Source organism: Clostridium pasteurianum BC1, assembly GCF_000389635.1.
In the GTDB taxonomy this organism is placed as follows: domain Bacteria; phylum Bacillota; class Clostridia; order Clostridiales; family Clostridiaceae; genus Clostridium_I; species Clostridium_I pasteurianum_A.
The window spans coordinates 1,444,105-1,458,969 of sequence record NC_021182.1 but is presented as its reverse complement, the minus strand read 5'-3'; the positions used below and the strand labels follow the sequence as shown (position 1 = coordinate 1,458,969).

11 protein-coding genes are annotated in these 14,865 nt (G+C 31.7%); 2 read left to right on the top strand and 9 right to left on the bottom strand.

Annotated features, from left to right (window positions below; all coding sequences use genetic code 11):
* Positions 1-193: 193 nt before the first annotated feature.
* From adhE to CLOPA_RS06645, 7 genes are all read right to left on the bottom strand, one after another.
* Complete coding sequence (adhE, locus tag CLOPA_RS06670; RefSeq protein ID WP_015614698.1) at positions 194-2,800, bottom strand: bifunctional acetaldehyde-CoA/alcohol dehydrogenase; 2,607 nt, start codon at positions 2,798-2,800, stop codon at positions 194-196.
* 389 nt (positions 2,801-3,189) lie between these two features.
* Positions 3,190-4,344: a mannitol-1-phosphate 5-dehydrogenase gene (locus CLOPA_RS06665; RefSeq protein ID WP_015614697.1), complete on the bottom strand. Its 1,155-nt coding sequence runs from the start codon at positions 4,342-4,344 to the stop codon at positions 3,190-3,192.
* Position 4,345: 1 nt separating this feature from the next.
* Positions 4,346-4,786, bottom strand: coding sequence for a PTS sugar transporter subunit IIA (locus CLOPA_RS06660; RefSeq protein WP_015614696.1), 441 nt, complete (start codon positions 4,784-4,786; stop codon positions 4,346-4,348).
* Positions 4,783-6,834, bottom strand: a complete 2,052-nt coding sequence (locus tag CLOPA_RS06655) for a BglG family transcription antiterminator (protein WP_015614695.1) — start codon at positions 6,832-6,834, stop codon at positions 4,783-4,785. The genes CLOPA_RS06660 and CLOPA_RS06655 overlap by 4 nt, the downstream gene beginning before the upstream one ends.
* A gap of 15 nt (positions 6,835-6,849) precedes the next feature.
* A complete protein-coding gene (locus CLOPA_RS06650; RefSeq protein WP_015614694.1) occupies positions 6,850-8,622 on the bottom strand; it encodes a PTS mannitol-specific transporter subunit IIBC in 1,773 nt (590 codons plus the stop codon).
* 306 nt (positions 8,623-8,928) lie between these two features.
* On the bottom strand, positions 8,929-9,096 hold the full coding sequence (locus CLOPA_RS24195) for an SDR family oxidoreductase (protein WP_080648285.1): 168 nt from the start codon (positions 9,094-9,096) through the stop codon (positions 8,929-8,931).
* A 21-nt stretch (positions 9,097-9,117) separates the two neighbouring features.
* On the bottom strand, positions 9,118-9,489 hold the full coding sequence (locus CLOPA_RS06645; protein ID WP_015614693.1) for a pyridoxamine 5'-phosphate oxidase family protein: 372 nt from the start codon (positions 9,487-9,489) through the stop codon (positions 9,118-9,120).
* A 140-nt stretch (positions 9,490-9,629) separates the two neighbouring features.
* Here CLOPA_RS06645 and CLOPA_RS06640 point away from each other — a divergent pair, with 140 nt between their 5' ends.
* Positions 9,630-11,051, top strand: a complete 1,422-nt coding sequence (locus tag CLOPA_RS06640) for a PLP-dependent aminotransferase family protein (RefSeq protein WP_015614692.1) — start codon at positions 9,630-9,632, stop codon at positions 11,049-11,051.
* A 250-nt stretch (positions 11,052-11,301) separates the two neighbouring features.
* Positions 11,302-12,357 carry an IS4 family transposase gene (locus CLOPA_RS06635; RefSeq protein WP_051115615.1) on the top strand — a complete coding sequence of 352 codons (1,056 nt, stop codon included), beginning with the start codon at positions 11,302-11,304 and terminating at the stop codon, positions 12,355-12,357.
* A 385-nt stretch (positions 12,358-12,742) separates the two neighbouring features.
* Here the strand turns inward: CLOPA_RS06635 and CLOPA_RS06630 are convergent, their stop codons facing one another.
* Both CLOPA_RS06630 and chrA read right to left on the bottom strand, forming a co-directional pair.
* Positions 12,743-13,156 (bottom strand): CGGC domain-containing protein, encoded by a 414-nt coding sequence (locus CLOPA_RS06630; RefSeq protein WP_015614691.1) that lies wholly within the window; start codon positions 13,154-13,156, stop codon positions 12,743-12,745.
* A 242-nt stretch (positions 13,157-13,398) separates the two neighbouring features.
* Complete coding sequence (chrA, locus tag CLOPA_RS06625; protein WP_015614690.1) at positions 13,399-14,631, bottom strand: chromate efflux transporter; 1,233 nt, start codon at positions 14,629-14,631, stop codon at positions 13,399-13,401.
* Positions 14,632-14,865 lie beyond the last annotated feature (234 nt).

Sequence of the window (14,865 nt, the reverse complement as noted above, 5' to 3'; positions counted from 1 at the left end):
ATTATATGGTATATTTATTAAGATTTTAGATAAGTATATGAATTTAGTAATATTAAACTACTTAATTTATTACATATTTTTATCAAATTTCATAAGACAAAAAATTTATCAATGAAAGTCAACTATACTTTCATTGATAAATTCCGTTTTTTTATTATTTACTTTTAAGTTACTACATAAATATTGCATACACCTATTTTATTTCAGTATCTATCTCAGCCTTATCAAAAGCATTAATAAACATTTGTTTAATTTCACTTATTAATGGATACCTTGGATTAGCTCCTATACATTGGTCATCAAAAGCAAGTTCACACATCTTATCAAGTGTAGCATAGAACTTTTTATCTGAGACTCCTGCTTCCTTAATTGTCATTGGAAGATTTATTTTCTCTTTTAATTCATGAATTGCCTTAATTAAAAGTTCAACTTTTTCTTCATCTGTACTTCCGCCTAATCCTAAATAATCTGCAATTTTTCCATATCTCCATTTAGCATTTGGATATTTATATTGAGGATATGATGCTTGTTTTACTGGATTATCTGCCGAATTAAATCTGATAACTTCTTCAATTAACAGCGCATTAGCAGTTCCATGGGCTATATGGTGTTCTGCCCCTAGTTTATGTGCCATTGAATGACATACTCCGAGGAATGCGTTGGCAAAGGCCATTCCTGCCATAGTTGATGCATGAGCCATTTTTTCTCTTGCTTTTTCATTAGTGGTACCTTCTGAATAAGCCTTAGGTAAATATTTGAATATTAATCTTATGGCTTCTAATGCCAGTCCATTGGTATATTCTGATGCAAGTACTGATGTATAAGCTTCTATACCATGAATTAATGCATCTATACCTGATGCAGCTGTTAATCCTTTTGGCATATTCATCATTAATTCAGCATCTACTATTGCCATGTCTGGAGTTAATTCATAGTCTGCCAGTGGATATTTCACTCCTGTCTTTTCATCTGTTATTACAGCAAAAGGTGTAACCTCTGATCCTGTTCCAGCTGAAGTTGCTACAGCAATCATCATGGCTTTTTCACCCATCTTTGGGAAATTGTATATTCTCTTTCTTATATCCATAAATCTCATGGCAAGGTCTTCAAATCTTACTTCTGGATGCTCATATAGTACCCACATTATTTTAGCTGCATCCATTGCTGAACCTCCACCAAGGGATATTATGGTATCCGGTTTAAAGTCCATCATTTCTTCAGCCCCTTTTCTAGCTGTAGCTAGTGTTGGATCTGGTTCTACTTCAGTGAATACTTTAAAATCAACGCCTATCTCTTCAAGAACTTTTGTTATAGAATCTATATATCCTAGATCATAAAGAACTTTATCCGTTACTATAAATGCCCTCTTCTTATTTAAATCCTTTAATTCTCTTAATGCAAATTGAAGGCAGCCAAATTTGAAGTAAACCTTTTCGGGCACTCTAAACCAAAGCATATTTTCTCTCCTCTCAGCTACTCTTTTAATATTTAGCAAATGTTTAGGTCCAACATTTTCTGATACGGAATTTCCCCCCCAAGAACCACAACCTAGTGTAAAGGAAGGCGCTATTTTGAAATTATATAAGTCTCCACTTGCCCCCTGAGCTGTAGGTATATTCACAAAAGTTCTTACTGTTTTCATAGCATTGCTGAATTTATCTATCTTATCTTTTGCCTTTATTATATCTGCATATATTGCTGAAGTATGCCCTAGTCCACCTAGATTAACAAGCGTCACAGCTTTCTCAAGTGCATCATCAAAGTTTTCTGCCCTATACATAGCCAAAACCGGAGATAATTTTTCATGGGCAAAAGGTTCTTCCTTTCCTACAGAAGTAACTTCTCCTATAAGAATTCTTGCTGTTTCTGGTACCTTAATTCCTGCCATTTCAGCTATTTTATAGGCTGATTGACCTACTATTTTGGAATTTATGCCTCCATTTATAAAAATCGTATCCCTTACTTTGTCTATTTCATTTTCCTTAATTATATATGCTCCTCTTTCTTCAAATTCTTTTCTTACTTCATCGTATATAGAATCCAAAACTATTACAGATTGTTCGGAAGCGCATATGACACCGTTATCAAAAGTCTTTGAAAGAATTACTGAACTTACTGCCATTTTTATGTGTGCACTTTCATCAATTATAACAGGAGTGTTTCCTGGTCCCACACCTATAGCTGGCTTACCAGAGGAATAGGCTGATTTAACCATGGATGGTCCCCCTGTAGCAAGAGTTATATCTGCCTCCTGCATCAGTATTTGTGTTAGTTCAATTGATGGCTCATCTATCCAGCCTATTATTCCCTCTGGAGCACCTGCTTTAACTGCTGCATCAAGTATTATTTTAGCTGCTGCTATGGTTGAATTTTTTGCCCTTGGATGTGGTGATAACATTATAGCATTTCTAGTTTTTAGTGATATCAATGTCTTAAATATTGCTGTTGAGGTTGGATTAGTTGTTGGTATTACGGCTGCCACAATGCCTATGGGTTCTGCAATTTTAGTTATTCCATAGGATTCGTCTGTTTCTATTACCCCGCAGGTCTTTTCATCCTTATACTGATTGTATATATACTCAGCTGCAAAATGATTTTTTATAACTTTATCTTCAACAAGTCCCATTCCAGTTTCTTCTGCCGCCATTTTTGCAAGTGGTATTCTTGCATCCAATGCTGCCATTGCTGCCTGTCTAAAGATTTCATCTACCTGCTCCTGCGAGTATGTTGCAAATTCTCTTTGGGCTTTTCTCATTTCCTCTAACCTTACATTCAATTCATCAACACTACTAACTTTCATAATTTACACTCCTTTTCTATAGTAATAGTTTATATTTGTCTTCAATTTATTGATAATTATTTGACATTTATAATTCATACTGAAACTACATAGTTATATAATCTTTAATTCAGTAAATAATCCAATGAACTACTTATAACACTTGATTTGGTAGAAAGTTTTTACATGTGATGCCAATATATTAATTCTTAAATTATTACTTGCCTACTACAAAATAATTAATACTACAATCTATATATACCACTTCTTTAAAATTATAGTTATTTTTTTAACAATTAATTATAAAAAATAAATTGAATCTTATAGCAAATCATTCCTTTAATTCATTTTTATGGTCAAAAGGAATGATTTGTTATTTAGTTTAAATAAACTTTTAAAATTTATTTGTACTATAAATTTGACAATTCTTTATATTTATCTTCAATCATATTAACTAAGACATTATTTTCCTCCAGTCCAGTTATATTACAAATTGTAGTATGAATTCCTTCTGACAATATGCTATTCTGTATTTTTTCAGCCTTCTCATCTCCACTATAATTAAATAAGAATCCTGCTGCTACTCCATATAAAATATTATCATATTTCATATCTAGCTTATAACAAAGCTTAAGTGGTGTTATTAATCTATCATTTGAAGATAGTTTTCTCATAGGATCACGTCCTACACGAAATAGCTCATCCTGAAGATAAAAATTTTCAAATCTTTTTATTAATTTTTGAGAATATTCATTTAAAAGCTTTATATCTAGATTATGTTTTTTGCTTAACGCTTGTATAGCTTCCTTATGAAAGCCTATGGCAATATTTCTTATAAATTCATCTTTTATTGCTTCATGTATAAACTTATAACCTTTGATATATCCTATATATGCAGTGGCAGCATGTGCTCCATTCAATAAAAATAATTTTCTTTCAAGATATGGCTCTAAATTATCTACGTAAGCTGCACCTACAATATTGTTATTGATTTTTACATTATTTTTTTCAATATCCCATTCATAAAAATCTTCTACAGCCACATCTATTGGAGATTCCTTCTTGATCTTTACATTTGGAACAATTCTGTCTACTGTGCTATTTGGAAATCCCACAGATTTATCTAGGTAATCCTTAAATTCTTGAGTTGCCTCCTCTAATATTGATTCTTTTAAAATATTTGTAGCAAATAGAGCATTTTCACATGCAATTATATCCAGTAATTTATCTCCACATATTTTAAACCTTTTCATCAAAAGCTTATTTAATAATTCACCTGTACTCTTTAAGTTATTTGCGCCAATAGAAGTGGTAATTAAATCTGCTTCTAAAATAATTTTTTCTAATTTCTCTGTGTCATTTAAACTTACAGCCTTTACATTATCAATTTCTTCTTCACTCTTTGAATCACTTAAAGTTATAACTTTATATTTACCATATTCATTTATATTATCTACTAAAAAATCTGATATATCAACAAAAGTGATATCATACTCTGACTTTGATAATAAATATCCAATGAATCCTCTTCCTATATTACCTGCTCCAAAATGAACTGCTTTCATATTACATTTCCCCCTCATTTATGATTAATATAACTTCTTCTGCTGTCTTTGCTCTTCTAAGCTTTTCAACATTTTCTTCATATTGAATTGTTAAAGCTATTTTAGACAATATCTCCATATGCTCATCACCTATTCCAGCTATGCCTATTACTACATAAGCAGTATTACCAGACCCAAAATCAACCCCCTTAGGATATTGTGCAATGACTATTCCTGAATTCATTATTTCTTTCTTGTATTCATTCATTCCATGAGGTATAGCCACTCCATTTCCCATATATGTTGTAACTTCTTCTTCCCTAGCTTTCATTCCATCAATATAATTTTCTTTTACATAACCTTTTGATACCAAAAGCTTTCCTACTCTTTCTATAGCTTCATTTTTTGATTCCGAATCTACATTTAATTGAATATTTTCTACTGCTAAAACTTCTTTTTTCATTTTATTTCCCCCTCCTCATTTCCTATATTTATTAATTGTTTTCTAATATCTATTAAATTACTTGATTTTAAATTTTCTATAAATTCCTTATTTTCAATCAATGCAATACTTATTCTGCCTAAAAATTGAAGTATATAATTACTCTCTTCATTTCTTGCAACCATTACAAGAAAAGTATTTACATTTTCTTTCGAAAAACCTATACCTTGGCTTATAATTGGTTCTTCAACATGATAAACTCCTACAAAAGGAACTGTTAGCTCTTGAATTCTAGTATGCAGAAGTGCTACATTGGTTCCCTGTACTACTATATTTCCCTTCTCTTCTCTTCTTAAAATAGCATTTTTCAACACATCTTTATCTTTTATCAAGCCTAAATTCTTAATGTCATCTACTACAGAATTCACCAAACTTTCAACACTTTTGGCATTGGTAGTATTCACCTGAAAATTTTTAATTATTGTATTTACTGTCTCGTATTCGTTGTCTGTCACTGTATTTAATTGCATATCAATAAGTTCATCATTGTTTGCTTCATTAGTTACTTTTAAATTTAGAATAAATTCATTAATCTTTTCTATATCTTCCTTTATCATAAAGGGTGATACTACAATTACTTTTTTTATATCAGGTGCTAATTTAATTGGTACAGTAGATAAAATTAAATCGTATTCATTATTTTCTATATATTTATCTATATCATGTAAAGCGTTTATGGATATATTACCAATATCAGGAAATATAAATTTTATTTTACTTTCCAATATCCTTGCAGATCCAATACTTGATGGACATACAATTAATACATTTAGCTTTTTTAATAAAGTCTGTTTTCTTTGTAGTGCAACATCTATATGCAATGTTATATATCCAACCTCTTCCTTTGGAATCTTAAGATTATACCTTGAAAATACTAACTTTGATACATTATTTATAACATTAAAGAGTTCTAAATAATGCTGTTCTATCTCATCAGCAAGTGGGTTTATTACTTTTAACCCTAAATTTAATACATTAAAAGTTCGTCTAAAATGCTGTGACAAATCTTTTATAAGTTGTTTGTCATTTTCTATAGATGCGTTTATTTTTGTAGAAATTTCTTCAATAATTTCTTTTGATATTACTTCATAATCTACATAAGAAGATTCATCATCTTTATCAAACAATGACTTATAATCTGTTAAATTAAACCACATATAAATCAATTCATCTTCAATTAAATTTATATTGCTCTCTTTTAGTATTTTATCTAAGTTTATAATTTTTTTATAATCCTTCAACAATACTGTATCTTTTTTTACTTTGTCTGGTAAATGCATTTCATCTTTATTTTCTGCTTTCTTGATAGCTAATAAAATTTGAATAAATAATTTTAAATATTTTATATCATTTAAATCAAATTGTGATAGATCTGCGTTTTCCAAGATTTTTCTTCCTAAAGCAGTTATATTTTCACCAAAAATCATATTAAATAAAAGTTTTATGTTTTGGTCAAATTTTTGTTCATACAGAAAAGCAAGCAATTCCTCATAGGGTCTGTATCTAAAAATCAAATCAACTAATGCATTCCTTTTGTTCCATTCAGATCCCTCAATAATAATACCTATATTTCTATTTCTAATAAGGCATAATTTTTTAGATTCAGCCCATTTTGCAATACCATCTAAATCAAGACTTATACTTCCAAGTACTACATTAAACTTATTACTGTAATAGGATGCTTTTACAGGTTCCTTGTTAACTAGTAGTTCACAGGCAATTAGTATCTGCCGCTGTTCCCTATTAATAAGCCATTGCAGTGGAATGGAACTGAGAGATTCTCTGAGTTCTTCAATTTTTTCTTTATTTCCTGATACAGTTAAAGATGAATTATTGTCATAATATATACTTAAATGATATTTTCTAAGAAACTTATTGATAGAACTAATTTCTCTAAGAATAGTTCTTTCACTTATCTCCAATTGTTTATGAAGATCATCTAAACTAATTGCTTCCTCATTTAATATTTTATTTAGTGTAAATTGTTGTCTAGTGGTAATGCCTTCCATATAAATCACCTGTTTTTAATTTTTTAATTCATTAATAAATTCATCGTATCTTGAACGATCCAAGAAATTTTTGATTGTAATTATTCTGGAAGATTCAGCAGATTTTTTTGCTCTCTCCAATAGATTTTCCTGTGTAAAAACTACGTCAGCTCCAGCGGGTATGCTGTCTACAGATGAGTGTTTAACATCTATATCAGAAATGCCAGCATCCTTTAAAGCCTTTCTCAGTATAGATTCTCCCATGGCTGAAGAACCCATTCCAGCATCACAGGCAAATACAATTAATTTTACCTCTGTACTAACAGCTGCTTCAATATTTTCACTAGTTAGCTGTGAAGGATTTTCACCTTTACCTGAAAGTTTTAGCTCATTAATAAATTCATCATATTTTGAGCGGTCCAAGAAATTTTTGATTGTAATTATTCTGGAAGATTCAGCAGATTTTTTTGCTCTCTCTACTAGATTTTCCTGTGTGAAAACTACATCAGCTCCAGCGGGTATACTGTCTACAGATGAATGTTTAACCTCTATATCAGAAATACCAGCATCCTTTAAAGCCTTTCTCAGTATAGATTCCCCCATAGCTGAAGAACCCATTCCAGCATCGCAGGCAAATACAATTAATTTTATATCTGCACTAATTGCTGCTACGCTGCCTTCGCTAGTTGAAGGTGTAGTACTCTGACCTTTACTTGAAAGTTTCATTTCTTTCATCCTAGCTTGAGCTTCATCAAAATCACTGACTTCTTCCTTTTGTTTACTTCTTTTAAGTATTACAGAAGATACTAGAAAAGAAACCACTGCACCTACAGCAACCCCAGCTACTACTGAAAGCTGACCGCCTTTTGGTGATAAAGCTACTAATGCAAATATACTTCCTGGTGATGGTGTTGCTACCAATCCTGCATGTAATAATACAAATATTAAATCAGCAGACATGCCTCCTGCTATTACAGCTAGCAGTAGAGCTGGTTTCATTAGCACATATGGAAAATATATTTCATGTATACCACCAAGGAAATGGATTATTGCTGCTCCCGGTGCAGACTGTTTAGCAGCCCCTTTACTATATAGACAATAGGCTAAAAGTACACCTAGTCCTGGACCTGGCTCCGGTTCAAGCAGGAAAAATATTGACTTGCCAGTTGCACTTACCTCTTGTATTCCTAGAGGTGAAAAAACTCCATGATTAATTGCATTATTTAAAAATAATATTTTAGCTGGTTCTACTATTATAGCTATTAATGGAAGTAATCCGTGTTCAGTTATTATTTTTGCTCCCATCCCAAGTCCTATAGATACTCCAGCCACTACTGGTTCTATAAATTGAAATGCTGCTAGTGATAAAGCACCTCCCAAGATACCAGCTGAGAAGTTATTCACCAACATTTCAAATCCAGTTGGTACTTTTCCTTCTACAAGTTTATCAAACTTTTTTATTACAAACCCTCCAAGAGGTCCCATAATCATAGCTCCTAAAAACATTGGTATACTAGCTCCAATTATAATACCTGCGGTAGCTATTGCACCTACTACACCTCCTCTTGTATCATATACGAGCTTTCCACCCTGATATCCAATCAGTAAAGGCAGCATATAAGTTACCATAGGGCTCACAAGTTTTGCTAAAGCTTCATTGGGAAACCATCCTGTTGGTATGAATAAAGCTGTAATTAAACCCCATGCAATAAATGCTCCTATATTCGGTAAAACCATACCGCTTAGAAATGCACCAAATCTTTGAACTTTCCCTTTTATCGATGAATTTTCTTTTACTAATTCCGCCATTGCTATACCTCCTAAATTTATAATAATTACTGTTCTTGATATTATAATACAATGTCCTGTATTCGTTTTCAATTCAAACAACTTCAATTTGGTTGTAGGTTTTCAATGACAATATTGAAATAGATTTGTGTAATTCTATTATTGTTACGACTTTTCATTTCTTTTATACTAAAAATAAAAGTATACATTCCTAAAATAGATTTAAAAATACATACTTTTAATGTTTTACTGTAAAAATAAATAGCAAGTAATTTATATATATAAATTACTTGCCAAGTTCAAATTAAATGATTCACAAAAATGATATTAGATATTGAATCCTCCGTCTATATTAATAGTTGCTCCTGTAATGAAAGCAGCTTCTGGAGTTGTAAGGTAGGCATACATACTAGCAAGTTCTGTTCCTTTACCATAACGACCAACATCAAGCATACCATTCAGCACTGGGGCAAAAGGACCATCAGCTGGATTCATATCTGTATCAATTTCTAATATTTAAAGAGTTTGCTTTGCTGATGTAACTGTTATCTCTAACACTCTACTTATAAAAGGGAATTTTTGTTTCATCATATCAAATTCTGAACCTGATTCAATAAACTTTGCAGTCCCTTCAATTAAGAATCCTGTTCCCATGAACTTGTATCCCATAACCTCATTACTTCCTATAGTGACCTTAACTTTATTATTTAGCTCTACGTTTTTTTGAGTTTTTCTCATTCCTCCAGCTGGAATTAATAATCTACCATCTTCAGTGGTATTAACAGATGAGTTCCAAGTATTAACTACATGTGCTTCGTTATTACTGCAAGATACGATAGCCACTACTCCTTCATGAGAAATAACTTCAAGTAATTTTTCATTTAACATTTAAATTCCTCCCTGTATAAAAAATTATATATTAATTTGTTGACTTTCCTATGAAACGATTATACAATGAATTTGGCATGATCAAAAGTTCCAATTTTGTTTATTTATTAGGATACAGTTGTGAGGAGAATAATTTTAAGATGATAATTTTAAATAGTAATTCAAGGGTTCCTCTATATTTACAGATATATGAACAATTCAAGGAAAAAATAATTTTAGAACAAATTTCAGAAGGTAGAAAACTTCCTTCAACTCGAGCGCTTTCAACAACATTAAATGTTAGCAGAAATACAGTTGAAAACGCATATCTACAGCTTTGTTCGGAAGGATATATAGAAGGTAAAGGTGGAAGTGGGTTTATTGTTCTAAAATTGGACTATACGATAATCTCAAAGCTAAAGAAAGAACACTCTTGTTCTATTGAAGATCTCAACAAGAAATTAAAGAAAGAACATTCTACTACTACTTATAAGTACGATTTTCGATATGGAAAACTAAGTGCTCCTGATTTTCCAATGCGTATATGGCGCAAAATCTCAAATAAATCTTTAGCATCATTAACAGCTGAAGATATGACTTCATACAGTGACCGTAAAGGTGAACTAGAATTACGAATAGAAATTATGAAATATCTAAAGAAATCTAGAAGCGTCTTTTGTGATGTTGAACAAATTATTATTTGCACTGGATTTGAATACTGTTTAAATTTGTTATGTCAACTATTTAGGCTGGATTTTGACCAAATAGCCATGGAAGATCCAGGATATATTGGTGCACGAGATATTTTTATGAATAATGGATATAAAGTTACTCCAATAAGCTTAGATAAGGATGGAATAAACCTTATAGAATTGGAAAATTGCTCTGCCAAAATCCTCTATTTAACGCCATCACACCAATTTCCAACTGGATTAGTAATGCCAATTGAAAAGAAATTAGAATTATTAGATTGGGCCATAAGAAAAAATGGAATTATAATTGAAGATGATTATGACAGTGAATTACGATATAATTCAAGACCTATTCCACCAATACAAAGTATTGCTTCCAACGAAAATGTTGTATATATAGGTACATTTTCAAAAGTCTTGTCACCTAGTCTACGAGTAAATTATATGGTATTACCAGAAAAATGGTTAGATAGATATGATAAACTTTTTACAAAATATCAAGCATCCGTTCCATTAGTTCAGCAAAGAATAATTCAACAATTCATGCATTTAGGTCATTGGGATAGTCACTTACGAAAAATATGTGTAGCAAATAAACGAAAACATAATATATTAATTAATACAATTCATGAGGTAATGGGAGATAAAGTTGTTATTCATGGTAAAAATGCAGGCTTACATATCTTATTGGAACTGAATAATGGATTATGTGAAGAAGAAATAATAGAAAAAGCCAAGGAATATGATGTGCTAGTTTATCCAGTATCAATATTTTGGATTAGTAGAGATAAATATTCTAATAATATGGTATTACTTGGCTTTGGAGGCATGTCTGAAGATGAAATTATTAGTGGTATAAAAATACTTAATGAAGCATGGTTCAACAATTAGGATGAGTTTCATAAGATTTCAGCTCTTTGCCCTAACCTTCTTCATTAGTTGGGGTAACACCACATGGCCATCAAGCTAAGAAAAAATATATAAAAAATAGTACAATAATAAAAATCTAGTTTTTATAAGGGGGTTTAAAAAATAACAAAAGAAAAATTAATGATGGAAAATAGAATTAAGCATTTATCAAAACAATTACTAAAATACTTTTCAAAAGAAGAAATTGAAAAGATAGCAAGAAAGGTTTGATTTGTACAAAACAGCATTTCAAGTTCCAGAAATATATAGAAGTGTATATCCAGGTTCCGGAGGAAGTTCACAGCCTTCCGGCGTAAAGATACAGCTTGAATATGAATTAAAATCAGGAAACTTTATGCACATAGATGTAGGACCTGGAAGTGGAAATGACAATACATTTGGAAGTGAAATAAAAGATACATTTAAGGCTGGAGAACTTTCATTAAGAGATCTAGGATACTTTAATTTTAAAGATTTTGAGGATATGGAGAATAAAAAATCTTTTTATGTTTCAAGGCTTAAACCTAATATAGCTGTTTATGTAAAAAATGAAAATGTGGAGTATCTGAAAAATGGACAGCCAAGGAAATCAACTATTTATAAAAGGGTGTTTTTAAAAGACGTGGCAAATGAAATGCAAGAAGGTGAAATTAAAGAAATACCAGATGCATTTATTGGAAGAATTGAAAAGCGCAAAGTAAGGCTAGTCATTTATAGACTTACCAAAAATCAATTTAAAGAAAGGAAAGAAAAGGTTTTTAAAAATGCTAAAAAGAAAGGCATTAAGAAAAGTGCTAATACAATTGATTTAATGGGAATAACAATATATATAACTAATATATCAAAGGATATATTGTTTACAAAACAAATACATGAGATTTACTCATTAAGGTGGCAGATCGAACTAATATTTAAGATATGGAAGTCAATATTTCACATATCTAATGTAAAACCAGTAAAGATTGAGCGCTTTAAATGCCAGCTGTATGGTAAGCTTATTTTACTAGTTTTAAGTTCCATAGTAATGTTTAAAATGAGATCTGAATTTTTAGAAAAGAAGAAATTTGAGGCAAGTGAAATCAAAACTGCAGAAATAGTACATGAATATGTTGAAGAACTTTATTTTAGCTTTATGACACCTTCAAATAATTCTAAAGTTTTAATAAGAATATATAACTGCATATGTAAAAATGGACGGAAATCACACCGTAAGGACAAAAAGACCTTCTTTGACATTCTTGGAGTCTCCTACAACCATCAAGAAAGAAGATGTAAAACCGCCTCATAAAACAATTTTATTATACTATAATTTAAGGTTCGTGTCTTCAAAAAAATTATAAGTACAGGAGCTTTTTTGATGTGCAAAAAATCATATTAAAATAGCACTTATGCTAAAATTTGTAATGAAGTAACCTGGTTTTACCTTAATCTCGTACACTAATTGATTTAATACATTATTCTCGTTTCTTAGCTTGATGGCTATGGGGTACGGCAACGATTCGTGTATTAAAAACAGCCATAAGATAGTATTTTCCATAAATTAATAATAGAGTCCTGTCTTGTGGCTGTTAAGACGTTAAATAGGAAAATTGTGCCATAACCTTACATAACATATTCTTTATCTATTTGCTATCTCTTATTCTTATTATATCTTTGAATATCAAAAACTGACTTTACTCATAACAATTATATTTACCTTCTTCTCTTTTCCTTTCTGCACCACCACTTATGTAAGAACCTTCCACTACATTTTTATAACCTTTCTTTATGACTATACTCTTGATATAGTCTGCATGTGGACATCTATCGTAATGATAATTGTCAGTTACCATACAAGATGATAAGTGAACTACAACTTCATCTTTACTAATATTATTTTTCTTATATAACTTCTTTGAGAAATGTTCTAATTTGGAGGCAACTCCCTTTCCGCAACATCCACCACAAGTAAATGAAATATATCTTGTAGTATCCTCATAATCCTTAAAAACTCCATCCTTATTATAAAAAGCATTTGTACATGCAAATCCACTGCACCTTCTATGTGCAATATCGCACTGAATTATAACAACATATTTACTATTCATATTTTCCCCTCTCTATATTGGTTAATTTTAATTTACAATTATGACTTAAATATATATAACTTGATACCATATTATTGATTTTGTGGTAGATTATAATTAATAATATCGAAGATAATGAATTCCACACGATGATAACTCTGTAAAATTCAGCTCCTTGCTAAAGGTGAAACTTCTAGCGTTTCCTAAATGCCTTGAAACCCAGATGAGAACAGGACTGCGTGAATTATCTGTTCTTGCACGAATCAGATCAGCCCTTTCGCTAAGGCATTCAGTAGCCAGTAAATTGCTGTTCCTCCAATGACAACCCATATAGTATCCAGCTTGCTGAATAGCAGCATGGCGAAAACTGGCAGTATAATAAGGGCAGAAGGGATGTCCACCACTGAATGTCTCACTACTCCCACCGCAACTACAAACATCATCCCAGTAAAGGACGCAACAATTCCTTTGATGGCTGCGCTTACCCAAAGGTTATGCTTGATTTTCTGGTGGATTTCCGCGGTAGCCATAACTAAAAACAGGGAAGGTAGAAAAATGCCTAATGTAGCCACTATGGCTCCACTAACGCCTGCTACCTTATAGCCCACAAAAGTCGCAGTGATAAGGTACGGTCCCGGCGTAACCTGACCCAAGGCAATTCCAACTAAGAATTCGTCCATCGTTAACCAATTATAGTGGGTTACCACTTCCTGTTGCATAAAAGGAATCATTAAAGTTCCTCCTCCGAAAAGAAACGCCCCCATCTTGAAAAATATCGAACCAAGCAGTAATAAGAGTGGATTGAATGAAACAGCAAAAACTATGGTCACAAGCCCAGCCACAAGCATTACCATGAGTTTGATTGGTATTTTCACTAATCCGATACCTAATCGCAAGTTTCCTCCAGAATCGGTCGTCATATTCTGGCGTTTCAGCGTTGGGTAATACAGCAAAATACCGGCGACTATGGCCATAAATAGTACGGTAAAAATATTCGAGTAGTAAACCATCAATCCAGCAGCTCCTATAGCGATGATCCATCCACGGTAATCAGTCACCGTCGACTTTCTTATTTCCATGAGAGCGTAAGGCAACAGACCAGCCAGAATTAATGCCACCCCTTTGAATATAATGCTGATTTGCGTTAGCGATCCTAAATAGAAATAGATATACGAAAATAGCATCATGATTCCGAAAGGCGGCAGCAGGAAAGCGAAGAAACAGGTAAAGGCTCCAGATGTACCCCGTAACTTATAGCCGATGTATACAGTTAGCGAGACATAAGTGGCTCCAGGCAAAAGCTGTGCTAAAGCTAGGCCGTTAATAAAATCCTCTTCGCTAATCCAGCGACGATCTTTCACTAAATATTTATTTGTTTCCGTGAAAAAAGATGGACCAATTCCAGTGAGACCTATTCGCAAATACAACAGTAATAGCTGCCACAGCGAGATAGGTTGGACTTTAGTGATTGATATTTGTGGTGGAGCTTCTTTCATTGACATCTCTCCTAAATCATAAGTTTTTGTTTCATAATATCTCTACCATAACCATTCTTGATTTTTTAATAAGGTACTTTGATCCAATCCACGAAAAGGTAATCTAATAACTTAAAACGTCTTGAATATATACAAGTTTAGATAATGAATAATAATTTATTTGATATTCATAAGGCCTACTTGAATATTCTATATTTATATATTAGTATTATTATGATATCATTAAAAGTACCA

Coding starts and splice junctions, on each gene's coding strand:
- adhE (WP_015614698.1), bottom strand. CDS start 2,800: ATGAAAGTTAGTAGTGTTGATGAATTGAATGTAAGGTTAGAGGAAATG.
- CLOPA_RS06665 (WP_015614697.1), bottom strand. CDS start 4,344: ATGAAAGCAGTTCATTTTGGAGCAGGTAATATAGGAAGAGGATTCATT.
- CLOPA_RS06660 (WP_015614696.1), bottom strand. CDS start 4,786: ATGAAAAAAGAAGTTTTAGCAGTAGAAAATATTCAATTAAATGTAGAT.
- CLOPA_RS06655 (WP_015614695.1), bottom strand. CDS start 6,834: ATGGAAGGCATTACCACTAGACAACAATTTACACTAAATAAAATATTA.
- CLOPA_RS06650 (WP_015614694.1), bottom strand. CDS start 8,622: ATGGCGGAATTAGTAAAAGAAAATTCATCGATAAAAGGGAAAGTTCAA.
- CLOPA_RS24195 (WP_080648285.1), bottom strand. CDS start 9,096: ATGAATCCAGCTGATGGTCCTTTTGCCCCAGTGCTGAATGGTATGCTT.
- CLOPA_RS06645 (WP_015614693.1), bottom strand. CDS start 9,489: ATGTTAAATGAAAAATTACTTGAAGTTATTTCTCATGAAGGAGTAGTG.
- CLOPA_RS06640 (WP_015614692.1), top strand. CDS start 9,630: ATGATAATTTTAAATAGTAATTCAAGGGTTCCTCTATATTTACAGATA.
- CLOPA_RS06630 (WP_015614691.1), bottom strand. CDS start 13,156: ATGAATAGTAAATATGTTGTTATAATTCAGTGCGATATTGCACATAGA.
- chrA (WP_015614690.1), bottom strand. CDS start 14,631: ATGAAAGAAGCTCCACCACAAATATCAATCACTAAAGTCCAACCTATC.